Annotated in this window: 21 protein-coding genes and 5 pseudogenes; 18 read left to right on the forward strand and 8 right to left on the reverse strand. The window is 34.0% G+C overall.

Translation table 11 applies throughout. From position 1 onward, the window contains the following. Positions 1 to 278 precede the first annotated feature (278 nt). The 6 genes from QUF99_RS11890 to QUF99_RS11915 all read left to right on the forward strand — a co-directional run bounded on the left by QUF99_RS11890 (position 279) and on the right by QUF99_RS11915 (position 4,629). A complete protein-coding gene (locus tag QUF99_RS11890; protein WP_289370250.1) occupies positions 279 to 809 on the forward strand; it encodes a sigma-70 family RNA polymerase sigma factor in 531 nt (176 codons plus the stop codon). After that, on the forward strand, positions 802 to 1,827 hold the full coding sequence (locus tag QUF99_RS11895; protein WP_289370251.1) for a DUF4179 domain-containing protein: 1,026 nt from the start codon (positions 802 to 804) through the stop codon (positions 1,825 to 1,827). Before QUF99_RS11890 ends, QUF99_RS11895 begins: the two co-directional genes overlap by 8 nt. Before the next feature lie 185 nt (positions 1,828 to 2,012). Beyond that, the gene (locus QUF99_RS11900) at positions 2,013 to 2,360 is read left to right on the forward strand and encodes an SH3 domain-containing protein (RefSeq protein WP_289370252.1); all 348 of its coding nucleotides are present in this window, start codon (positions 2,013 to 2,015) and stop codon (positions 2,358 to 2,360) included. 122 nt (positions 2,361 to 2,482) lie between these two features. Next, positions 2,483 to 2,683: a MazG-like family protein gene (locus QUF99_RS11905; protein ID WP_289370253.1), complete on the forward strand. Its 201-nt coding sequence runs from the start codon at positions 2,483 to 2,485 to the stop codon at positions 2,681 to 2,683. 499 nt (positions 2,684 to 3,182) lie between these two features. After that, positions 3,183 to 3,707, forward strand: coding sequence for a hypothetical protein (locus QUF99_RS11910; RefSeq protein ID WP_353958396.1), 525 nt, complete (start codon positions 3,183 to 3,185; stop codon positions 3,705 to 3,707). A 610-nt stretch (positions 3,708 to 4,317) separates the two neighbouring features. Continuing rightward, positions 4,318 to 4,629, forward strand: a complete 312-nt coding sequence (locus QUF99_RS11915) for a magnetosome magnetite crystal formation protein family (protein WP_289370255.1) — start codon at positions 4,318 to 4,320, stop codon at positions 4,627 to 4,629. A gap of 67 nt (positions 4,630 to 4,696) precedes the next feature. Here QUF99_RS11915 and QUF99_RS11920 read toward each other — a convergent pair. Further along, positions 4,697 to 5,049: pseudogene (locus QUF99_RS11920) on the reverse strand (DDE-type integrase/transposase/recombinase); the annotation flags it as partial. A gap of 165 nt (positions 5,050 to 5,214) precedes the next feature. Between QUF99_RS11920 and QUF99_RS28515 the strand changes: the two are divergent. From QUF99_RS28515 to QUF99_RS11940, 5 genes and pseudogenes are all read left to right on the forward strand, one after another. Further along, positions 5,215 to 5,718: pseudogene (locus QUF99_RS28515) on the forward strand (IS3 family transposase); the annotation flags it as partial. A 292-nt stretch (positions 5,719 to 6,010) separates the two neighbouring features. Continuing rightward, positions 6,011 to 6,994, forward strand: a complete 984-nt coding sequence (locus QUF99_RS11925; RefSeq protein ID WP_289370256.1) for a LacI family DNA-binding transcriptional regulator — start codon at positions 6,011 to 6,013, stop codon at positions 6,992 to 6,994. A gap of 97 nt (positions 6,995 to 7,091) precedes the next feature. Further along, positions 7,092 to 8,540 (forward strand): sucrose-specific PTS transporter subunit IIBC, encoded by a 1,449-nt coding sequence (locus QUF99_RS11930; RefSeq protein ID WP_289370257.1) that lies wholly within the window; start codon positions 7,092 to 7,094, stop codon positions 8,538 to 8,540. A gap of 65 nt (positions 8,541 to 8,605) precedes the next feature. Continuing rightward, a complete protein-coding gene (locus QUF99_RS11935) occupies positions 8,606 to 10,078 on the forward strand; it encodes a glycoside hydrolase family 32 protein (protein WP_289370258.1) in 1,473 nt (490 codons plus the stop codon). An 18-nt stretch (positions 10,079 to 10,096) separates the two neighbouring features. Continuing rightward, on the forward strand, positions 10,097 to 11,065 hold the full coding sequence (locus QUF99_RS11940; protein ID WP_289370259.1) for a carbohydrate kinase family protein: 969 nt from the start codon (positions 10,097 to 10,099) through the stop codon (positions 11,063 to 11,065). A 469-nt stretch (positions 11,066 to 11,534) separates the two neighbouring features. Here QUF99_RS11940 and QUF99_RS11945 read toward each other — a convergent pair whose 3' ends face one another. From QUF99_RS11945 to QUF99_RS11960, 5 genes and pseudogenes are all read right to left on the reverse strand, one after another. Further along, positions 11,535 to 12,389: a phospholipase C gene (locus tag QUF99_RS11945; RefSeq protein WP_289370260.1), complete on the reverse strand. Its 855-nt coding sequence runs from the start codon at positions 12,387 to 12,389 to the stop codon at positions 11,535 to 11,537. A gap of 120 nt (positions 12,390 to 12,509) precedes the next feature. Beyond that, positions 12,510 to 13,277 (reverse strand): hypothetical protein, encoded by a 768-nt coding sequence (locus QUF99_RS11950; RefSeq protein ID WP_289370261.1) that lies wholly within the window; start codon positions 13,275 to 13,277, stop codon positions 12,510 to 12,512. A 424-nt stretch (positions 13,278 to 13,701) separates the two neighbouring features. Continuing rightward, positions 13,702 to 13,866, reverse strand: a pseudogene (locus QUF99_RS28700) (IS4 family transposase); the annotation flags it as partial. Continuing rightward, a pseudogene (locus tag QUF99_RS28705) lies at positions 13,866 to 14,066 on the reverse strand (IS4 family transposase); the annotation flags it as partial. The pseudogenes QUF99_RS28700 and QUF99_RS28705, both read right to left, overlap by 1 nt. Positions 14,067 to 14,508: 442 nt before the next feature. Then, positions 14,509 to 14,982, reverse strand: a complete 474-nt coding sequence (locus tag QUF99_RS11960; RefSeq protein WP_289370262.1) for a MarR family winged helix-turn-helix transcriptional regulator — start codon at positions 14,980 to 14,982, stop codon at positions 14,509 to 14,511. A gap of 203 nt (positions 14,983 to 15,185) precedes the next feature. Between QUF99_RS11960 and QUF99_RS11965 the strand changes: the two genes are divergently transcribed. The 3 genes from QUF99_RS11965 to QUF99_RS11975 all read left to right on the forward strand — a co-directional run bounded on the left by QUF99_RS11965 (position 15,186) and on the right by QUF99_RS11975 (position 17,144). Further along, positions 15,186 to 15,719, forward strand: coding sequence for a DUF3238 domain-containing protein (locus QUF99_RS11965; protein WP_289370264.1), 534 nt, complete (start codon positions 15,186 to 15,188; stop codon positions 15,717 to 15,719). A 141-nt stretch (positions 15,720 to 15,860) separates the two neighbouring features. Further along, positions 15,861 to 16,445: a DUF3238 domain-containing protein gene (locus tag QUF99_RS11970; RefSeq protein ID WP_063966207.1), complete on the forward strand. Its 585-nt coding sequence runs from the start codon at positions 15,861 to 15,863 to the stop codon at positions 16,443 to 16,445. 72 nt (positions 16,446 to 16,517) lie between these two features. Next, positions 16,518 to 17,144, forward strand: coding sequence for an FMN-dependent NADH-azoreductase (locus tag QUF99_RS11975; protein ID WP_289370267.1), 627 nt, complete (start codon positions 16,518 to 16,520; stop codon positions 17,142 to 17,144). Between the two features lie 439 nt (positions 17,145 to 17,583). Here the strand turns inward: QUF99_RS11975 and QUF99_RS11980 are convergent, their stop codons facing one another. Continuing rightward, a complete protein-coding gene (locus QUF99_RS11980; protein ID WP_289370268.1) occupies positions 17,584 to 18,048 on the reverse strand; it encodes a putative iron-sulfur cluster-binding metallochaperone in 465 nt (154 codons plus the stop codon). A gap of 223 nt (positions 18,049 to 18,271) precedes the next feature. Between QUF99_RS11980 and QUF99_RS11985 the strand changes: the two genes are divergently transcribed. Both QUF99_RS11985 and QUF99_RS28710 read left to right on the forward strand, forming a co-directional pair. Further along, positions 18,272 to 18,679, forward strand: coding sequence for a carbohydrate binding domain-containing protein (locus tag QUF99_RS11985; protein ID WP_289370270.1), 408 nt, complete (start codon positions 18,272 to 18,274; stop codon positions 18,677 to 18,679). Positions 18,680 to 18,815: 136 nt separating this feature from the next. Continuing rightward, positions 18,816 to 18,914 (forward strand): annotated as a pseudogene (locus QUF99_RS28710) (RHS repeat domain-containing protein); the annotation flags it as partial. A gap of 235 nt (positions 18,915 to 19,149) precedes the next feature. Here the strand turns inward: QUF99_RS28710 and QUF99_RS11990 are convergent. After that, positions 19,150 to 20,337 carry a GTP-binding protein gene (locus tag QUF99_RS11990; protein ID WP_289370272.1) on the reverse strand — a complete coding sequence of 396 codons (1,188 nt, stop codon included), beginning with the start codon at positions 20,335 to 20,337 and terminating at the stop codon, positions 19,150 to 19,152. Between the two features lie 189 nt (positions 20,338 to 20,526). Here QUF99_RS11990 and QUF99_RS11995 point away from each other — a divergent pair, with 189 nt between their 5' ends. Both QUF99_RS11995 and QUF99_RS12000 read left to right on the forward strand, forming a co-directional pair. After that, positions 20,527 to 21,504, forward strand: a complete 978-nt coding sequence (locus QUF99_RS11995) for a permease (protein ID WP_289370274.1) — start codon at positions 20,527 to 20,529, stop codon at positions 21,502 to 21,504. 12 nt (positions 21,505 to 21,516) lie between these two features. Then, positions 21,517 to 22,383: a TIGR03943 family putative permease subunit gene (locus tag QUF99_RS12000; protein ID WP_289370276.1), complete on the forward strand. Its 867-nt coding sequence runs from the start codon at positions 21,517 to 21,519 to the stop codon at positions 22,381 to 22,383. The last annotated feature ends 167 nt before the right edge of the window (positions 22,384 to 22,550 follow it).

Below are 22,550 nucleotides of genomic sequence, written 5' to 3' on the forward strand. Positions count from 1 at the left end.
TCTCTTTTCTGCTTTTTTGAACTAACCAAATATCAAAATATTCTCTCTCGTTATACAGGAAAATCAAAATATGGTATGAAAATCCAATTTAACTCTATCTTTTTAAACAAATTTATTTGTTTTTAAAAGACTTTATTGTAAATGTAACAACTTTATTGTCATTTTGCAGATTCCCTCCAAAGTATTTTGCTGGAGGGATTTTTATATGTGTGCTCTTATTTTTGCAACCTTTTCATTCTCTCATTCGACTATATTAGTAAAGGGAGGAAGAAATAAAAATGGACATAGCCTATCTAGTAAAACAAGCAAGAAGAGGAAATGATCAAGCATTTGAACAACTCATTGCTTTTGTTCGCCAAAAATTATATCGAACAGCCTATTTGTATGTAAGAAATGAACAAGATGCATTGGATATATACCAAGAAACAATTTATGAAGCATATCTTTCATTGAGGAAATTAAAGAAACCGGAGAAATTTCAAAGTTGGATTACAAAAATTCTCGTTTTTAAATCCATTGATTTTGTACGGAAATCTTCTAGACAACTTGTTGCAACCGATGAAATATTTGCTAATTTATGTACAGAAGAGAGCATTAACAAATTAGAACAATCAATGGATTTAACCGAGGCATTTAACTTCTTAAACCCAACTTACAAAACTATAATTCTATTAAAGTATTATCACGATTTATCCATTAAAGAAATTGCTGAGATTCTTAATTCTCCAGAAGGAACGGTAAAATCTCAATTACATCGGGCAAAGCAAGCCTTACGCCCCATTTTAAAGGAGGGATATAGTTATGAATAAAGAAAAGCTTAATTACCATATCAATGATATTTCTATACCAGAAAATCAGCTAATTCAAAGAGAAAGAGCAGCTATGTTTCAAGCTAAGAAAAATCAATACCGTAGAAAAACAACCAAATATTCTAGTTTTGTTGCTTGTGGAATATGCGTTTCTCTTTTAGGCTTTGGATTCATTTCTCCTGTTATGGCAAAGACTTTATCGAGTTTCCCAGTTATAGGACCCATTTATGAACAATTTAATGATATTGCCTCTGATAAAATTGAACAGGGTGAGCTTGCTGCATCAATTGAGAGACAAGATAGCCATAGTGGTTTAACGATGAATGTGAAAGAAGCAGTTTACGATGGCGGACGTTTAGTGGTGACGGTGGAATACAAAGGAAACAAGCCTATTTCCAATAGTGATGAAAAGAAAATTGGATTTAGTTATGTAACCATTAATGGGAAAGAAGTTAGACCTGCAATTGGTTCTACTAGACAAAAGTCAAAAGGACGAGACACTATTATTGAGCAGCATGAATTCACTCTGGCTAATTACGGTGAATTTGGCGATAAAATTGATATTGCTGTCCATGGGGAAGATTTATTTGGAAAAACAGGAATCTGGAACGTAGCATTTCCTCTTGCAAAAGTTGAAGGGAAGATTCGTAAATTTACTCCAAATATAAAAGCATTAACGAAAGATAATTTGTATGCATTAACAGTAGACAAAGTGACCTTTTCTTCACTTTCAACAAGAATTGACCTGACTTTTGATTACCCAAAAGAAATGGAAGCTAATGATAAATGGCCAGTATTTGATTATACTGTGACTGATGATAAAGGAAAAATCTACGAAGGAGGCAAATTACAAGTTGGTAGTGCGGGACCTTACGGACACCATATTGTTTTAGCTCTTCCACCAATGGATAATCCTCCAAAATCCTTAACAATCGAACCTATGTATCTTAGTGGTCCAAATCATACATTAAAAAATGGAGGTGCTGAAGATTTGAAAATGACAGTTTTACTACAATAATTGAAGAGCATTTCTTAATTTAATGGTAAAATTTGCAAATAATCACATTGTATTAAAAAGAAGATTATTTTTATAGGTTTCGAGATACAGTGACTACTGATAAGTTTTGTTATGTTAACTTGATGTATATAGGGTATGTAATCTTTTAGTTATGATAAAGTACTAAATGAAAGGGGGAGATGTATGTGGATTATAAGGTAGTTCAAAAGCATGAAAGTAATTATCCGAATCCCATTTCATTAAAAAAGGGAGAGATTATAAAAGTAGGAAACAAATATGAAGGTCCTGAAAACTGGGATAATTGGGTATATTGTCATACAAAAGAAAATGAGGATTGGGTTCCAGAACAAATTATAAAGAATGAGGGCAAATTAGCTTTTGCATTAGAAGATTATATAGCTAAAGAACTTAATGTTGAAGAAAAAGAAATCATTTCAGAAATTAAGGAACTAAATGGTTGGTTATGGTGTAAAAGAAAAACTAACGATGAAAAAGGTTGGCTACCTAAAAGCAAATTAATGTTGTTAGATTAGTTGTATTTGTAATTATTGATAACGAAGATCATGTAAATATATAAAGGTAACAGAAATAATTATTAAACAGCTATATAAAAAAATTATAGAATGAATCCTTCAATAAAAAATGGGGGAATAACGTGAAAATATCTGAATTACAAAAAGAGGTTAGAGAGTTTAGTAAAAATAAAGGTTTTGAGAATTCATCAATTGAAGAAAGAACTTTATATTTGGTTACAGAAATAGGAGAGGTTGCAAAAGAAGTCTTAAAAATTTCTTCTGATCCTGGCTCTGTAAACATTAATGAATTAAAAGAACAGTTAGGATATAGAAATATATGATGTGGTATGGAATGTTTTTGATCTAGATAATAAACTTGATATCGATTTAGAAGATGCATTTAGAAAAAAGAATGAGATAAATACAGACATTGGGATTAATTTTGTAAAGGTAGAGTTAATATAAATTTATAATTTTTTAATGAGTGACACAAACTCTTTATTTATGAATTTTTGAATGTATACTTTTCTCAGTATTTTTCTAAAAACAGTTGAAGTATGATAAGTCCAATAAAATCAATATAAACTAATATAGTAAAGTTTACATTCAAAATGATAAAAAAAGCTCTAACTATTTAAGGTTAATTCTATAGATATTTGTCGGTTTGGAACAAAGATGCACCGTTTATAAGAAAATCGTACCGTTTTGAAAAATTTTAACCGTTTATAAAAAGGATTAACCGGAATTACTTACACTTCGTTTTTCTTATTGAACCAACGACGCAGATTAGTTAAACATCAATAATTAAAATATCAAAACTTTAGGAAGAAGGGGGGGATTATGATGAATAAAGAAATTCAAGAATTGTTTGATGATCTCAATTTATTTGCCAGACAAATTGCAAATGCAAGATTGTCAAATTCATCATTTGATGTATATGAATTTAAAGATGAATATGCAATGCAAGTAGACTTAATATTCGCCAGAAAGGGTCAATTTGATAATATTCAAGAGGCCTTTTCTGCACTATTTAAAAGGGAATTGTTCGATGGAGAGGAATGGGATATTAGTGATGAGCCAGACTCTTCAGATGAACAATGGATAACAGCACTAAAAGATGGCTGGATTAATGCATATTATCCAAGAGTATGTGTTTGTATAGAGTTAGTAAACAAAGACGATTTTATAAGTAGATTTAAAAGGGATTTAGCTGATGTGAATGCACCAGAATTAGTTGTTAAAGAACTTTTAATTAGATTAAATCATATTGAAACAATACAAGTACAAAAAGGACATAATTATGATTACATATTCGGACAATCTGATAGCCATTACTTTTTGTTTGAATGGGGAATATATGATTAGAATCATTACGATTACTAAGATTGTGAAGAAACGTACTTAAAGTAACAGGGCGTTAGTGAAATAACGGATAACAAAACAATCAAACTTTTTTATAAAATTTTTATATCAATTAGCAAGAAAGGAATCCATTTTAATCAATCTTTTTTCAAAATGGATTCTTTTGGTTTGTCGTAAAATCAAGGTACATACAATATTTCTAATCAAACTTTAATTCAAACCTACAATATTTTAATTTTATATATTAAAATATTAATATAAAATTATATTTATGAGGATGGTTTAGAATGAACTATAAAAAAGGTATTATGATAGGTTTATTATGTGTATTTGTTTTTTCATTAGTTGGTTGTGATTTTGGGGATGGATTTAAAAGTGGATTCAGCTCTAAAACTGAAAAGTAGAAAATCAGGAGAAATAATAAAATTCTTATAGATATTTTGAAGTAAAAAGACGACTTATTTAATGTCGTCTTTTATTTATTTTTTGTAATCTTTTTCTTCCCCTTAATAATATTTACAGCTATCTAAAAACTTTTATCTAGTTCATTTACTATTTAAATGTAATAATAAAGAGTATAAAAAATGATAATTAAATTTTAGAGGTGAAACACATGAAAGGAAATAATATCTTATCTTCTTTAAATTACTTTAGTATCTTTTTCGCACCATTATTTTTTCCGATTATTATATATTTTTTAGCGGAAGAAGATGTTAAATATCACGCGAAAAAAGCACTAGAGACACATCTTGTACCGTATATAACTTTATTTATTGGTATTATCGTAGCTGGAATATCTGGATTTTATACCGAAAATGTAATCGGGATTCCTTTAATAATAACCTTGGTTATTGCTTTTGTAATAAATATTTATTATTTCATTTGGAATATTGTAAAAGGTTTTAAAGTATTAAAAAAAATATAATTAAGATGCCAAACGGTTCTGGTGCAAAAAAAGAATAAAATGCATATATTCCTAACGGAATTATATCTTATGCTGTAAGTTCAAACAATTGATGGATGAATTCCACTTGATTTTGGATAGACTTGTCCCGTAAAACAAGTTGCCCTTTTTAATCGTATGCATCACTTCTATTCCAGAAATAATGGACTTTGCTGTGCGAAAAGATTTCAATCCTAACGTAGAACGGACTCGTTTCTTTATAAAGCGATGATCTTGCTCTACTATGTTATTCAAGTACTTTTGTTGTCTAAGTTGCATACCGTCAGATATGCTTTTCTCTTTTTTTAACTGTTCAATTGCTATAGGATACGCTGGATTCTTATCAACTGTTATAACACGAGGCTGAGAAACATGAAAAGACCGCAAAGCTTTCTTGAAGAAGTGGTATTATCCCTTTTGAGTAGACAGTGTAAAAAGACTGCTTTTGATAAGTAAGTGTTACACTCTATTTGGAGGGGATTTTCTTTGGCTAAAAAAGGACAAACATTTCAACCTTATACAGAAGAATTTAAACGTAAGGCCTCTATCATATAGCCGAATCGACTCAATCGTGTATTTAAAACGAATGAACCGAACCATCTTTATGTTACAGATATAACCTATCTAGATCTTGGAGATCGTTTCTATTACCTGTCTGCCATCCAAGATCTTTTTAACAATGAAATTGTCGCGTGGGAGCTATCAAAACGAAATGATCTGAAGTTGGTGAGTGATACCGTCAAAAAACTGGCTACAACAAGAGAGGTACAAGGAGCAATCCTTCATTCAGACCAAGGTTTCCAGTACACATCTAAAACATACAATAATCAAATTAAAACATTCGGGATAATAGGCAGTCATTCTCGCAAAGGAACCTGTCTAGATAATGCATACATTGAATCCTTCTTTTCACATGTCAAAACAGAGAATATGTATTTTTCTGAATGTAAAACAGAAAACGATCTCTATCGAACCATTGAGGATTATATTTGGTTCTATAATCATGAACGATTTCAGAAAAAACTGAATCAGTGTGCACCAATCGAATATCGGAACACACTGATTGCATAGTCTTTTTTGAATCTGTCCACTTGACAGGGTAGCAAATGTATTTTGCACTTGTTTTCTCATTTTGTTGTAAATCGTACACGTGGCAGAAATAGGTCTTGACCGGTTAGAATCTCTCGTCTATTTTTTATATCGGTTTTTCAACTTGTATTTAGATATACGAATTATGTCCAAATATACAGGCGCTTTGTCATTAGAAAGGGATAGAAATATAACTTTTATTTTTCAACATAGCAGACTAGAATAAAAGCAGGTGACATGATTAACAATCGTATATGAATATGGAGATGAAATAATGAAAAAAACAATTTCTGATATTGCTCAAATAGCGGGGGTTGCAAAGAGTACAGTTTCCCGTTATTTGAATGGCGGTTCTGTTAGTGACGTGACAAAAGAGAGAATTAAGCGTGCTATTCAAGAAACAGGATATATTCCTAATACATTTGCTCAAAGCTTAAAGGCAAAGAAAACGAATATTATTGGTACAATCGTACCACGTTTGGATTCCTATGCTTCATCACTAACATTAATTGGTATTGATGAACAGTTAAAAGAACAAAATTATCAAATGTTAACATCCAATTCCAATCAAGATTTAGAACGAGAAATCGAAAGCATTTATACATTGGCAAATCAAAAAGTTGCAGGGATTATTTTACTGGCTACACAAGTTACTAATCAGCATATAGAAGCTTTTCGTAAAATCGATATACCAGTGCTGCTTGTTGGACAACAGCATAATGAAGTGTACAGTTTAATTCATGATGATTACGGAGCGGCTTATCATATAGGACAATATATCCTTACAAAGGGGCATAGAAGAATCGGTTATTTAGGTGTAACAGAACATGACATTGCGGTTGGTGTAAACCGAAAGCGGGGGTTCAAAAAAGCAGTAGATACAAAAACGAACTGTGAAGTGAAATATTATGAAACAAGTTTTAATATTGAAGACGCGATTGAAACAACATCGAAGATCATCGAAGAATTTCATCCTTCTATTTTAGTGTGCGCAACAGATAATATTGCCCTTGGTGTATTAAAAGCCGCATATATGAGAGGTTTACGAGTACCTGAAGATTTGTCCATTACTGGATTTGGTGGATATCAAGTAACAGGAGTCATTCATCCTGCTTTAACGACTGTGAAATTTTATTACAAAGAAGTTGGACAAATGGCAGCTCGAAATATTGTAAAGCTCATAAATGAAGAAGGGATAGAAAAAATCTCAATATCCAAATATGAAATAATTGAAAGAGAAAGCGTTGACAACATATAAAAGCAATCATATAATCTAATTGAAACCGGTTCCAAAGACTGGTTTTTAATTAACACCAATTTGGAACCGGTTCCAAAAATGATAAAGGAGGAGCGTTATGAATTACAATCAAATCGCAAAAGAGATTTTGGAAGCAATTGGCGGTAAAGAGAATGTATCTGCAGCAGCACATTGTTCAACTCGCTTACGTTTAGTTTTAAATGATGAAGCGAAAGTTGATCAAAAGAAACTTGATAGTATGGATACGGTAAAGGGAACTTTTTCTACGGGTGGACAATTTCAAGTCATTATAGGTTCAGGAACTGTAAACGAAGTGTATAAAGAGTTTTCGAAATTAACAGATATTTCTGAGATGTCTACAAAAGATGTGAAAGCCGCTGGAACAAAAAAGTTGAATCCGCTTCAACGATTTGTGAAAATGCTTTCTGATATTTTCGTTCCGATTATTCCCGCCATCGTAGCCGGTGGTTTATTAATGGGGATTAATAACCTATTAACAGCAAAAGATTTATTTATTGCCGGAAAATCATTAGTGGAAGCAAATCCTCAAATAACAGATTTAGCAGCACTTATTAATACCTTTGCAAATGCAGCATTCGTATTTTTACCAATTTTAATTGGTTTTTCAGCGACACAACGATTTGGAGGGAATCCCTATCTTGGGGCGGCGCTTGGTATGTTAATGGTCCATCCTGATTTATTGAATGGATATGGGTATGGGGCAGCTTTGGTAGCTGACAAAGTACCCGCTTGGCATATATTTGGTATAAGTATTGAAAAAGTAGGATATCAAGGTACAGTATTACCAGTTCTTGTGGCATCATTTATTCTAGCAAAAATAGAAACATATTTAAGAAGAGTAATTCCGACAGCACTTGATAATCTGCTTACACCTTTATTAACAATTTTTATTACAGGTTTATTAACATTTACAGCAGTAGGGCCAATTACACGTTTTGCAGGGAATTTGTTAACTGATGGAATCGTTTGGTTATATGACACTACTGGATTTATTGGTGGCGGGATCTTCGGATTCCTCTATGCACCGATTGTTATTACAGGTATGCATCATAGTTTTATTGCAGTGGAAACGCAATTACTAGTTGACGTTGCAAAAACAGGGGGGTCATTCATATTTGCAATTGCGACAATGTCTAACGTCGCACAAGGTGCAGCAACTCTTGCGGTTTTTCTTATTACAGGAGATAAGAAAGTGAAAGGCATTGCGTCAGCCGCGGGAATTTCAGCACTTCTAGGTATTACAGAGCCAGCAATGTTTGGTGTTAATTTAAAACTAAGATATCCGTTTATAGGAGCTATTATAGGTTCAGGAGTCGCATCTGCTTTTATAACTTTTTACAAGGTAAAAGCAATTTCACTAGGAGCTGCAGGTTTACCTGGTATTATTTCGATTAGACCAGACTGCATTATTCCTTATGTAATCGGAATGGTAATTTCCTTTATCATTGCTTTTGTATTAACGCTTATTTTAGCAAAAAGAACAGAAAAGAAGGGAAGCAATTCTTCTCAAAAAGAGGCAGCTTAATTTATGGTAACAAATGGAGGATGATGGTTTCATTCTCCTCTATTTGTTAAGGGAGTTTGATAGAAATGATATGGACAAAGAAACAGCGCTATCGCCGGATTGAGGAGGTAAGTTCGGAAGAATTTCAGAAATTACAAGCAAGAGTAAATAATTGTTCTTGGCGGCAAACGTTTCATATACAGCCAGAAACAGGTCTGCTAAATGATCCGAATGGATTTTCTCTATATAATGGTGAATATCATTTGTTTTACCAATGGTTTCCACTCGGGCCTGTGCATGGTTTAAAGTATTGGTATCATACGAGATCAAAAGATCTCGTTCATTGGGAAAATGTTGGTATAGGGATTGAACCGAAAAATGATTATGACAGTCATGGCGCTTATTCCGGAAGTGCGATTGAGCATGAAGGGAAATTGTACTTATTTTATACCGGTAATACTCGTGATGAAAAATGGGTAAGAAAACCTTATCAATGCATTGCTATTATGGATGAAACAGGAAAAATCAAAAAGTTAGAACATCCTGTCATTCATGAAGTTCCAAATGGGTATACAGATCATTTTCGTGATCCGAAGGTTTGGAAAAAAGGTAATATGTTTTATGCAGTCATTGGAGCGCAGCGAGAAGATAAAACAGGATGTGTAGTCTTATATCAATCGCCTGATTTACTACAGTGGAACTATGAAGGAGAATTGCAAATAAACTTGAATAATTTCGGTTATATGTGGGAATGTCCAGATTATTTCGAGTTACAAGGCAGAGGAGTTCTCCTATTTTCTCCACAAGGTCTAAAACCTAAAGGAGATCACTATCAAAATATTTATCAATCTGGCTATATTCTTGGAGACAAGCTGGATGTGAAACAATTATCTATGTCGCACGGTTCCTTTCAGGAGCTGGACAGAGGATTTGATTTTTATGCTCCTCAAACAATGATAAATTCAGCTGGGCAGCGTATTTTAGTTGGATGGATGGGATTGCCGGAAATAGATTATCCAACTGATAAAAATGGTTGGGCGCATTGTTTAACATTACCAAGAGAATTGATCGTTCGAGGAGACAAGTTTATTCAACGGCCAATAAAAGAGCTTCAAGCACTTCGTAAACAGCAATATAAAATAAAAGATACGATTTGCAGTGAACAGAAAATGTATGAGGGATTTACAGGGGTAGCATACGAAATGATTTGTAAGTTTGAAAATAAGAATGCAACTGAATATGGAATTGCATTTAGAGTAAGTGAAACTGAGAGAACAGTAGTTAAGTATAATGTTGCTGAGAGAAAAGTAATACTAGATCGTACACATTCAGGAGAAGCAGTGGGAGCATCTTATGGAACAAAGAGAAAATGTTCAGTAGATGCACAAGCGATTAAGTTCCATTTATTTGTGGATACATCTTCTGTTGAAATCTTTATAAATGATGGAGAAGAGGTATTTACTAGTCGTATATTTCCGAGAACCGACAGCACAGAAATTTATTTTTTTGCAGAAGAAGGAAGTGCATTATTACAAGCAACAAAATGGGATTATGAATAAGGCGAAGAGGTGGAATGTATGAAGAACTTGTATGCAATCGGGGAAGCTTTAATTGATTTCATTCCTATTCAAAAAGGAAAGGCTCTAAAAGATGTAATGGAATTTCAACGAGTTCCTGGAGGGGCACCTGCGAATGTAGCAGCCGCAGTTGCAAAATATGGGGGAAAGTCATGTATGCTTACAAAGTTAGGTACCGATGCATTTGGCGATTTTCTGTTAGAACAATTACAGGAAGTAGGTGTAAATACAGGCAAGATTATAAGAACGAACGAAGCAAATACAGGCCTTGCCTTCGTCTCATTACGCGAAGATGGTGAACGTGATTTTTCTTTTTATCGTAATCCTTCTGCAGATTTGTTGCTTAACGAAAATGAGATAGATGAAAGATGGTTTGAAAAAGGTGATATTCTTCATTTTTGTTCCGTTGATTTAGTAGAAAGTCCGATGAAATATGCGCATCTAAAGGCGGTTCACTCTGCGAAAGCAAGAGGAGGGATTATCAGCTTTGATCCTAACGTACGTCTCCCGCTTTGGAAACATGCTGAAGATTGTAGAAAAACGATTTTGGAATTTATTCCGCGTGCACATATCGTTAAAATTTCAGATGAAGAGCTGACGTTTATCACTGGAATTTCTGATACGGAAAAGGCTATTGAGTCTTTATTTATAGGAGATGTGAAGGCTGTTATTTATACAAAAGGAGCGCAAGGTGCGGAATTATATATGAAGGATAAACAGTATCAATCAAATGGATATCTTGTTGTAGTGCAGGATACAACAGGTGCTGGAGACGCATTTATTGGCGGCTTTTTGTATAAATTGTTAGAGAAAAATGTAAGACAACAAAATTTAGAAGAGGTGCTTCATATGCATTGGCAGGAGATATTAACATTTGCGAATGCAAGCGGGGCTCTTACTACAACAGGAAAAGGAGCAATATCTTCTATTCCTGTAAAAGAAGATATCTATAAGCTGCTTCAAGGGTGAGCTAAATAAAGCGAAACTTCCATTAGTGGGGATTTTCTTCCCCACTATTTTTTTCTTCTTACGAGAACGATGTATGCCAAGCAAGGGGAAATGTAAAACTTAGCCAAGCAAATGGGGCATATTTTTCGTAATATCTTCTACTATTTTTTCTGCTATAATTTCAGAATTATCATACCTTTTAAATGTGTTTTCTTTTTTAAGGGGTGCGCCGCATAGCCATCAAGTTAATAAAAATCCTCCAGATGCTGAAAGCATCTGGAGGTCGTGGGGATCTCATTTAGCGAGTCATATTTATAAAAAATAGACTTTTTTTGGATCATTAATAACCTTTGTGTCCATGACTGTCAAATGTAGGTTCTGGTGCAAAAACTTCGAGATTCTTGTAAGTAATCTCCAAAACTTGAACCCAATAGTCGCTTCCGTTTTACTTTATGACATAAATAACTTTTGCCATGTGTAAATGTATTTGTTATTGGTGATTCACATATGTATCAAACCATAAGTGAATATATCCAGCTGTAATACGCTGTGCTTCCATTAAACGTTTTCCTGTTACCGGTGTTACTTCAGCACGCCATTTGTCAGCAGAGTCTTGTGATACCGCTGCTTTTAGGAACCAATTTTTCGTATTATCATTAACAATTGATGGAAAATCAGCTTTTGCTGCAGCTGCTGATGCATGAACCCACTCTTCTGGATTTGCACTTTGCCAATTCCAATAGCCATTTCCATCTGTTACTCTATAATTGTCTTTCACTGTATCAACGAAGTTTTCATATTTTGAGTGGAAGCCAAATGGATGCGAAATGTTAGTAAAGTTTGCTGCATGCATAGGCTGGTTAACATCCCCTAAATAATGAAGTGATAATCCTAAATAAAAGAATGCATTTTTCATATCTTTATTTTGATAAGCTTCACCAGCTAATTTAAAATACTTTGCTCCCGTTTGCTTTGCTTGTTTAGCAAATGGAATATACGTTTTTCCTGAATCAGGATCATAGAAGTGTGAAGCGAATGTGGAATTATCATAGTATGGGTTTTTATAATCTGCAGAATAAATACCTTCCTCCAAATTAGTACGCCATTCATTTAATAGAGCTGTCTCATTTTGCTTCACAACAGTCGTATTTTGGGACATAATATCAATTGCTCTGTTTACAATCCATAAATGAGAACTTACTCCTTCATTATGTACAGATTCCGCTGACCATCTTAAAGCAATAGGCGGATCAGATTGCTGATCATTTTCATGCGCAAACGCCACACTTTGAATAGGAGCTGTTAAAGCAATTACAGAAGCTATAGCAAAAATTTTTCTTTTCATAAATATTCCTCCATTTGATATATAATTTAAATTTCTTTCATAGGGTCTTCTCTTACCTTACTGAAAGACACATTACATATTAATAAGTGCAGTTATATAAAGCTGAATGTAACAGACGTTTTATTGCAAAGGTACTAATTCGTAGCCAGCAACGCTTTGAGGAGCAGAAATTGCCCACATTTTCTCGTGATCTGAGCCTGGGTATTGTGCTATCTGTACTTGGAAAGTTGATGTAACCCCATAATAAGAGTTCTTTGGATCTGCACTGTACCAATCACAAGGTCTACCAAATTTATCTCTAAGAATCTCGGTGGTGCCTGTTGCTAAGTTTATTTCCTTCGAATTTACTTTCTGAACGATTGACTTGCTTTTTGATTGGTCGCTAAAATAAATCCATCCAGCATCCTTTGCATTTATATATTTTTTTACTCCTCCTGCCTCAGCATTTGGTCCACCAATCCACATTGACATGGTAACTGGCGTATTATGTCTTATATATCCATCACTGTTTAATCCATCTGGAGTTTCAAAATTTATAGGTGTACCATAGTACTCATTGCCTTTTGCATCTTTATGTATTTCCGCTGATCCATAATAAGATGCTTTTCTATACTGAATTGCATAATGCCAACCAGCGTACTTCTCATAAGTTACTCCAAATCTATTCTGACCTACAGGTGCTATACGGTCTTTAGGATGAACTCCCACCACGTCCCAGTACTTATTTATTAATATATAGTCTTTATTTGTGGTAATTGGATCACCATAAATATCAAGGATACGATCTTCTTCATCTGCATAAGCAGAATTTGTAGGAAAAACAGTAACTATCAAACTAAATATTAGTGCTAAAAATGTAAGTATAGGTAGTTTTCTTTTAATCAACATGTCTTAATCCCTTCTTATTTTCATAATTGGTCATACCACTGACCTATTTAATCTTAACAGCAGATGTTAAATTTGTAGATAGCTTTTAACATATATGTAAAATTGCATATTAAAATAAAATTATGTAAACGCTGGGGTATGCAACCAAAAGCAATTTACGGGGCCATATGCAAATAATTTTCAATAATGGGATATCGCCACATCGCTATCAAGCTAAGCTTATGCAAAGTCAATTTTAGGCGAGATTGTTTCTTTTTTCTAAAGGGCAAGTGTAGGTGATTTAAAGAGTTGCATACGAAATAAACCCTAACGGGTTTCACTTTTTTGAATTAAGCGGCTTGATTATCAGACATGGTACAATTGTAAACGACACCTAATATATCAAAGACCGTTTTTTTCTCATATCGATGAGATTTCCGCCCGTTTTGCTGTGAGGAGAATACGTCATTCCTTTCTTTTTCTCTCGAACAGCTTGATCTTGTAGACGTTTTTTTTGTGGTTCTTGTGTAAGTCGATGAACAAGAACACGAGTTTGTACTTTGTCACTCATCCCTACATAAGCATCTGTTATTTCATAGGTTTGTCCTGGCTACATAGCTGTGTTAAGGAAGTTTTTGCTACACTTTGGCTTATCCATACACATAAAGCTAATAAATCTTGTGCACGATACTTACTTGCTCGCTGTACAAATCCAACATCTCTATCTAGGTGTTGTAAGGCACTTGGGGATAAAAAACTTTGAATCTCCTGTGCAAATAGTTGTAACTCATCAGATACAGAAATAGACATAAAAAAACGCCATCCTTTCTTATGATTCTACAGAAAGAATAGCGTATTTTTTTCGTTCTGGGGGGATTTCTTTTTGTTAGCTTGATAGTGATGGGGTCCCGCCAACCAAACGACATAAAACCCACATTCAGACATTTTTCGGCATTTTTAAGCTAATATTCCGAGGCACCTCCATAATGAAAATTTTGTTTCCATTTTGATAGAAAAATGCTTACTTTTACTGTTTAGGGGGACTATGTATTTTTTATCCCGCATTAACGGGCTGTAAAACTCCCACCTCAAAACTTGAGGATTACAAAGAAGTTTAGGTGGGAGATAGACAGCCCGTAAAAGCCCGATTGGTTCAACTAATAATCAGTGGGGGATGAAGAAAACCCCCACTGATTAAAGTTTCACTTTATGTTGATGAATGTACAAATAGTCCCTTTTATAAGCTCTATGATTACCAGACAGGTCTTAATCTCGTTGGTAATTTATCTTCATTTGCTTCATAAACTAGTTTTGTTAAATCTTCTTTGAGCATTTGCAGTCGTTCGGTACCTATGTTTTCAATCCAACGTTGCTCAATCTCAGCTAGTATCTTCTCTTTTGCTTTCACTACTAACCAACCTCGTTCGGTCAAAACAATAATTTTTCCTCTCTTATCAGTGGGATGAGTTTTGCGCATTACATAACCACTTTTCTCAAGATAATCCACCATTTTACTCACAGCTTGCTTTGTAATTCCTAAATATTCGGCTAGTTCTATACCTGTTGCTCCGTTGGGAGTGATACATTTAAACATAAAACCATGTACAGGTCTAATATCTCCAAATCCCAATTCACTCAATCCGTCATGTAGTTCATTAATTGATGTACTAAAGGATAATGATAAAAGTGATGTAAGATCCAATTCACTAAATACTTCATGAGTCATACATAAAACCTCCTCAAATAAAGTCAATCAAGTTGACTTTATTTGAAATACATTGTACTATACACGATATAGTCAATCAAGTTGACTATATTTTGTTTATGAAAGAAATAGGATTCAACGAAATACAAATTAATAAATTATGGAGGTTTCTTATGCCTAATATCGTTAAAATTAGAGGGAGTGTATTTGCACCGTATACTTGATTGGAACCTATTAAAAATCCTGCAACAGGAAGTGTATTTGAATATACTGGTGATGCTCGTGAATTTACACCATATGCTGTAAATACAATGCGGTCAAGATTAGAGCAAGAAGTGATTATTGATTTTTATAAAAAAGAAATTTTCACATATGCAAACGCTTGTATGGTAACTGTGAAAGTTACAAATCCAGATGGTTCAATTGATTATAAAGAAGGAAAAACAAGTACAGAAAACATTGTATGTACGAATGTTGTGTGGGGCGCTGATGAAGTTTCTTTTGAAATGAGGGCAAGTGCCAGCAATCCTTTAAATACAGCAGCACCTGCGGCTGATTATTTATTAACTATACATGTTAACAAAAGTGGTGTTGCGCATATTGAAGGCTCTCATGATGGGTTCCCTTGCTATGAATTTTATAAACAAACAGATTTTGGTTCATTTGAATTAATATATACACATGATTTCAGAGAAACTGGTGACACTCCAGCGGCACTAGCTGGAGAAATGGAATACAGTTTTAAAGCGACGATTTAGATATAAATATTAAGTAAAAAATTACAAGCAGTAAGTATTAAAGGAAAGTAATTGATTATATGAAAGAAATTGCGACCTATTTTGCTCAATGGGTCGATATTATTACCCAAAATAAATTTAAGAATTATAGAGGTGTGTCTCATGACTAATATCGTTAAAGTTAGAGCAAGTGTATTTATTCCAATGTCTTGGACTGAACCTAAGAAAGATATTCAAACAGGAAACATGATTCAATTCGAAGGTGACTCACGTGAATTTACACCTTATGCTGTAAACGCTATGCGTTCCAGAATTGAACAAGAAGTAGTTGTAGATTTTTATAAAAAAGAAATTTTCACATATGCGAATACTGGAATAACAACAGAAAGAATCACAACTCCTGATGGTTCCGTTAATAAAAGAACAGGAAAAGCTAGTACAGAAGGTATTTTGTGCACTGATGTTGTATGGGGGTCAGATGATGTCAAATTCCAAATGAGTGCTAGTGCTAGCAACCCATTAAATGTATATGCACCTCCCGTTGATTATCTATTAACTGTACATGTCAAAAAAGATGGTACTGTCGATATTCAAGGTGCACATGATGGATTCCCTTGTTATGAATTTTATAAGCAAGTAAATTTTGGTCCATTTGAAGAAATTCATACACATGATTTCAGAGAAACTGGTGATACAGCTGAAGCTCTAGGTGGAGAAATGGAGTATAGTTTTAAAAAGATATTATAAAGAATAATATAATGCCCTTTTTAGTAGATAAATATATAACAACATAAGAGTGAATAACAGGAGGAACAAAGAATGACAACAGTTTTATTTGTAAAAGCAAACAATCGCCCAGCAGATCAGGCAGTTAGTGTGAAATTATATGATTCTTTTTTAGCGAGCTACAAAGAATCACATCCAAATGATACAGTGGTAGAACTTGATTTATACAAGGAAGAATTGCCATATGTAGGAGTAGATATGATTAATGGTACTTTTAAAGCTAGTAGAGGACTTGATTTAACAGCAGAAGAAGCAAAAGCAGTAGCTGTTGCTGATAAATATTTAGATCCATTCCTTGCAGCTGATAAAGTTGTATTTGGTTTCCCTTTATGGAATTTAACAATCCCAGCTGTACTACACACATATATTGATTACTTAAACCGCGCGGGCAAAACATTTAAATATACGCCAGAAGGTCCAGTAGGTCTTATTGGAAATAAAAAAATAGCATTATTAAACGCAAGTGGCGGTGTATATTCTGAAGGACCAAAAGCTGAAGTGGAAATGGCTGTTAAATATGTAGCAAGTATGATGAACTTCTTCGGTGTAAAAGATATGGAGAAAGTAGTGATTGAAGGTCACAACCAATTCCCTGATAAAGCAGAAGAAATTATTGCTGCTGGGCTTGAAAAGGCTGTTAAAGTAGCAAGTACGTTCTAATTAACAAAATGCTTGTCACTTTGTATGGCAGTACCAACACTTTTATAGCGGTGGTACTGCTTTTTTTTATTCACTTATCTCACTACTTTTGGGCAATGATTTACTAAAAACGATTATTTTTGGGATAAATGATTATCAAGCAATTCCAGCTATTTTTTTGTCGAAAAGTTTATCCAAAACTCATTCCAAAAACTATGCCCTTAAAATGTACGTTTTTTCGTGTTGAAAATTGCTTAAAGTATATTTTGGGGTTCAGCCGAGATACGCGTAAAATCAGGTCACGGAAATGCATTTTTTACCAATTAGTGTTTTTCAATGATATTTGCAGTGCGGTCAACATTTCGGAAATTTCGTACGTTAAGTGAATTTTAACTTAAAAAAGTCGATTGTCTGCATGTTAAGGAATCGACTTTTTAGGTTGTATGTGGAATATTTAAATTTATTTGGTTAGTTTGTTGATATAACCTGTAACATTAGCTAAACAACAACTACCTTGTGGATTGTTCACCTCACATCCACATCGGTTTTCTTTTATGTTTTCACGAATATGTTCAACTGGATTAGGAATTAACTTTTTTTCTATAAATTGCTTGATTTTCTCTTTTGTCCAACCAAAACAATAGCAAACAGGTACAACAGAAGAACTATCTTTTTGATGGACAAAGACCTTAATTTCGGATGTTAAATACATTTTTTTGTCAGTATCAAAATAAACAACATTACAATCTTTTGTAGAACAAAAATAATGAGTTAAATCTGCATTCATTGTATCTAATGTTGTTGGTTTTAGCATTGATTTTAACGTGATTATTTTTACTCTTTTTCCTTTTATATTACAAGAAGGACACAATTCAGAGCCATTGTTTTCTGAAACTTGTTCCTTTACAGAACAGCAATCAGACATAATCTTCCTCCCTTATCGTTAGTCTAATATGAAAATTATAACATTCTTTGTTCAACTTTACTTCCTCCGTTAGTTGAAGAAAAACTGTTCTATAAACGAATGTTTATGGTAATGACTTAGCGTACGAAATTCGCTTTCTGTTGGAGCGACTTCCATTTGTAACATAAATGTTCGTTTTTGTTACGTTGCAGGTAGTTTAGATTTAGCGACTTCAGATAATAAAATGCGCAATGGTGGATTTGAACTCAATGCAGATTATTGGACACTACGTGGTTGGAATCATGGTGGTAAACAAGAAATAGAGTCAAGTGTCAAAGCAACACAGCTTGGACAAAAATCTTCATTACGTGTGATTCCAAAAGGAATCAATGGAAATTGGGGCACCACGATTACGAGTCAAACTATTGATGTGGAACCGAACTCTCAATATATTTTGAGTTCTTTAATTAAAACCGAAAAATTAAAAAATGCAAGTGCATACTTCATTATTCACGGTGCAGATGAAAAAGAAAATTGGATTAATGAAGAAGTGTACTCGAATATTAATAGTAAAGTAACAGGAACTACAGACTGGACAAAACGGCTGGATTTTCAATTGACAAATACACTGCTCCATAATTATCCCTTTTGAAATTAAAACCTTCTCCATTAAAAGGTTTTCCTTCACGTATTTGCATATTAAACTGTTTAATATGATCCAATAAGTCATAATTAGTCGTTATTCAATTCTATGGCCGTCCATTTTTATACTCACTTCCCTTATTAGCCGAATTGAAAAGAATGTAAATGGAAAAGTAACACGTTATCATTATAAGTGTGACAGCATCCATCTATTATATGAAACAGATGGAAAGGGCGAAATTTTATAAGAAGAGGTGATAAAATGACAGAAAGTGATGAAATGATAATTTGGATATATGGGATATTTACCGTTATCAGTACGATTATAGTACTGATATGGGGAAATCTCATTAATAAGCCTCCTATATCTAAATCATAAATTTATAAAATACGATGATGTCATAGAAAAGGACATCATCGTATTTTTGGAAAGTACAACAGATTTTTTAAGAGATTATTATTAAACTCTAAAACTCATTATTATGATGCAACAGTAAAAGGTGGAATGGGATCAACGAAATCATCCCATTCTTGTTTCATTTCTTCATCTGTTAGTAAACATGTGTCTAAAGAGCTTTCAATCTCTCGTTGGTTCATTTCAATCCCGATAAAGACAAGTTCAGTGATTCGGTCACCATATTGTTCATCCCAATTTTTAAATATTTCTGGTTCTTCAGCGATTAGCTGTTTTTGCTCTGCTACGGGTAAAGCGGCAATCCATTCTCCTGCTCCTTGAACCGTGATGGAAGAGCCCGCTTGAGAGAGAAGACCCATCATATTGTTACGTGATGCGAGCCAGAAAAATCCTTTCGATCTCACAACATCCTGTGGCCATTTTTTTAACCAATTCATGAGACGAACTGGATGAAACGGATGTTTGCGGCGATACACGAATGAGCCAATTCCATATTCTTCTGTTTCAGGTGTATGATGCTCACTATTTAGTTCTTGGATCCAGCCCGCAGCTTGACTTGCTTCATCGTAGTTAAATAAATTTGTATTTAAAATGTGCTGCAGTGGAACGGCTCCATAAGAAGCCTCAATAATTTTTGCTTCGGGATTCAATGTTTGTAATAAATTATGAAGTTCCTGAACATCTTCCTTTTCTAGTAAATCAATTTTATTGAGAAGAATGATATTTGCAAATTCAATTTGATCGATCAGTAAATCGATGACTTCACGTGTATCCGTTTCATCCAGCGCTTGCTGACGATCTAGTAAGCTTTCACCTGCCGCAAAATCATCCCAGAAACGGTTGGCGTCAACAACAGTAACCATCGTATCAAGTCGACATTTACTAATTAAATCAATTTCAAGCTCCTCATCCATATACGTAAATGTTTGAGCAACAGGAATCGGTTCGCTAATACCAGAAGATTCAATGACAATATAATCAATATCCCCAGCGTCTACAAGACGGTTTACTTCAATAATTAAATCTTCTCGAAGCGTGCAGCAAATGCAGCCATTTTGAATTTCTACTAATTTTTCTTCTGTACGCGAAAAACCTCCTTGTTTGACAAGAGCAGCATCAATGTTTACTTCGCTCATATCATTTACGATGACGGCTACTTTCAATCCTTCTCTATTTGCCAAAATATGATTTAATAATGTGGTTTTTCCGGAACCTAAAAAACCACTTAAAACTGTAATAGGGACTTTCTTCATTGTGTATTCCTCCTGTATAAATCGTAATCGTTACGTTTTATATTAAGTGATAAAGAAAAGGAATGCAATAGTAAATCATAATCATTACGATTTGTGAATAAGAATAGCGTATAAAAAAATGTTTGGAAAGTGTCATAGATAAAGAGGACAAGCATATTTTTAACTATGAACAAAACGGAGGCGAGAAAGTTGATTTTTACTAGAATTTCAAAAGAGTTAATTGGAATGTTTCTTATTGCCCTATTTCTTTTTTTACTGTTTTTTGTTGACTTTACAAATCTATCAGCTCTGCAAAAAGGTATTCCGAAAGAGTGGCTTAATGTAAATACGATTTTTTTAAGTATCTTTTTTGAAGCTGTGCCATTTATATTACTTGGGGTATTAATCTCTTCTATCATTCAAGTATTTGTAACGGAGGAAATGATTCAAAAAGTCTTGCCAAGGTCAGCAATAATCGCCATCATTCCAGCGGCATTTGTGGGTGTGATTTTCCCTATGTGTGAGTGCGTCATTATTCCTGTAGTGAGAAGACTCATTCAAAAAGGCTTACCTCTTCATGTTGGGATGGTCATTTTAGTAAGTGCTCCGATCTTAAATCCGATTGTTTTCTTATCAACGTATTATGCGTTTCGAACAAATACGACCATTTTATATGCTCGTTTCGGGCTAGCGTTGCTCGTTGCCTTATTAATTGGACTTGTTGTGTATTATGTATACCGCGGGAAAAATGTATTAAAGGATGACAAAGTAATCTCTCATGAAGAGAAGAACAAAAACTGGAGGGATGTTACAAGTCATGGGGTTAATGAATTTTTTGATACAGGAAAGTATTTATTAATTGGCGCTTTTTTAGCAAGCTTGTTTCAAACATTTTTAGATCGGAATGTGCTTGCAGAAGTTGCAAGTAGCGGTGTTTTTTCACCATTGGTCATGATGGCTTTTGGCTATGTCTTATCGCTTTGTTCAGAAGCAGATGCTTTTATTGCTGCATCGTTTGGTCACATATTTTCAGCAAAAGCACTTGTCGCTTTCCTCGTATTTGGGCCGATGTTAGATTTGAAAAATACATTGATGTCATTTGCTTATTTCCAAAAGAGATTTGTGTTGTTCTTTATCGGAATTGTGACAACAGCTGTGTATATAATTGTTCAGCTTACGATGGGATAGGGGGAAGAAATGGTGAAAATACAAAATAAGAAAGAGTTTCATACGTATATTCGAGGCATTATTTTACTCGGTTTTGCGATGCTCCTGTTTAAGCTTCTCGTAACAGGAAATATGGATCACTTTATTGCACCAAAAATGATAAAATTTATGTATTTTGCGTTCATTATTTCACTTGTCCTTGGATGCTTGCAAGTATGGCGTAGCGGAGAAGGAAAGCAAAAGGCTTGTCATTGCTGTCAAAATCATACATTACCAAAATCAAAAATAGGAGCTTGTATGCTATATGCGATTTTTCTGATTCCCATTGTAAGTGCATTTTTATTTTCAAATGTGACGATTGATGGGAATCTAGCAGCAAAACGTGGTATGAACCAAAGCGTGCAAGCAAAGCAACAACCGGCAAGTTCCGACTGGAGAGAGCTATTAGTTGATCAAGAAGAAGAACCAATTGCAAATCTTCCTACTTCACAACAGTCACCGGAGGAATTAGAGAAAAATATAACAAAGCAAAAATCGATACAAGTGGATGATAAAAATTACATTCCAACGATGAATCTAATCGGTAAAGATGTACTTGGATTTAAAGGAAAACAAATTACATTTACCGGTTTTATTTTTAACGATAAAGAAGTGAAAGGTGATAAAAAGGTAGTGGCTCGTTATGGGATTACGTGCTGTGTGGCAGATGCTTCTGTATGGGGGATGATCGTTTCAGGCAAAGAAATAAAAACGTTACCGGAAGAGACATGGGTGAAAGTCACTGGTACATTAGATGAAACGACATATAAAGGGACTTTATTTCCACTTGTGAAAGTTAGCAAACTAGAAAAAATTGAAAAGCCGAAAGAGCCGTATGTGTATGATGCGTTGCCTCAGTAATGAGCGGTGATATGAGATGAGGAGTAACTTTTTAAGGGATTTTGTATAAGCTGATAGAGAAATAAAAGCACAAACTCAGGAAATAGAGAGGGTTTGTGCTTTTATTTCTAGAGAAGTATAAATAAAAATACAACTTTTTTTTAGAATTTTCATTGCGAAATGCTCGC

The organism is Bacillus sp. DX4.1, assembly GCF_030348195.1.
GTDB lineage: Bacteria > Bacillota > Bacilli > Bacillales > Bacillaceae_G > Bacillus_A.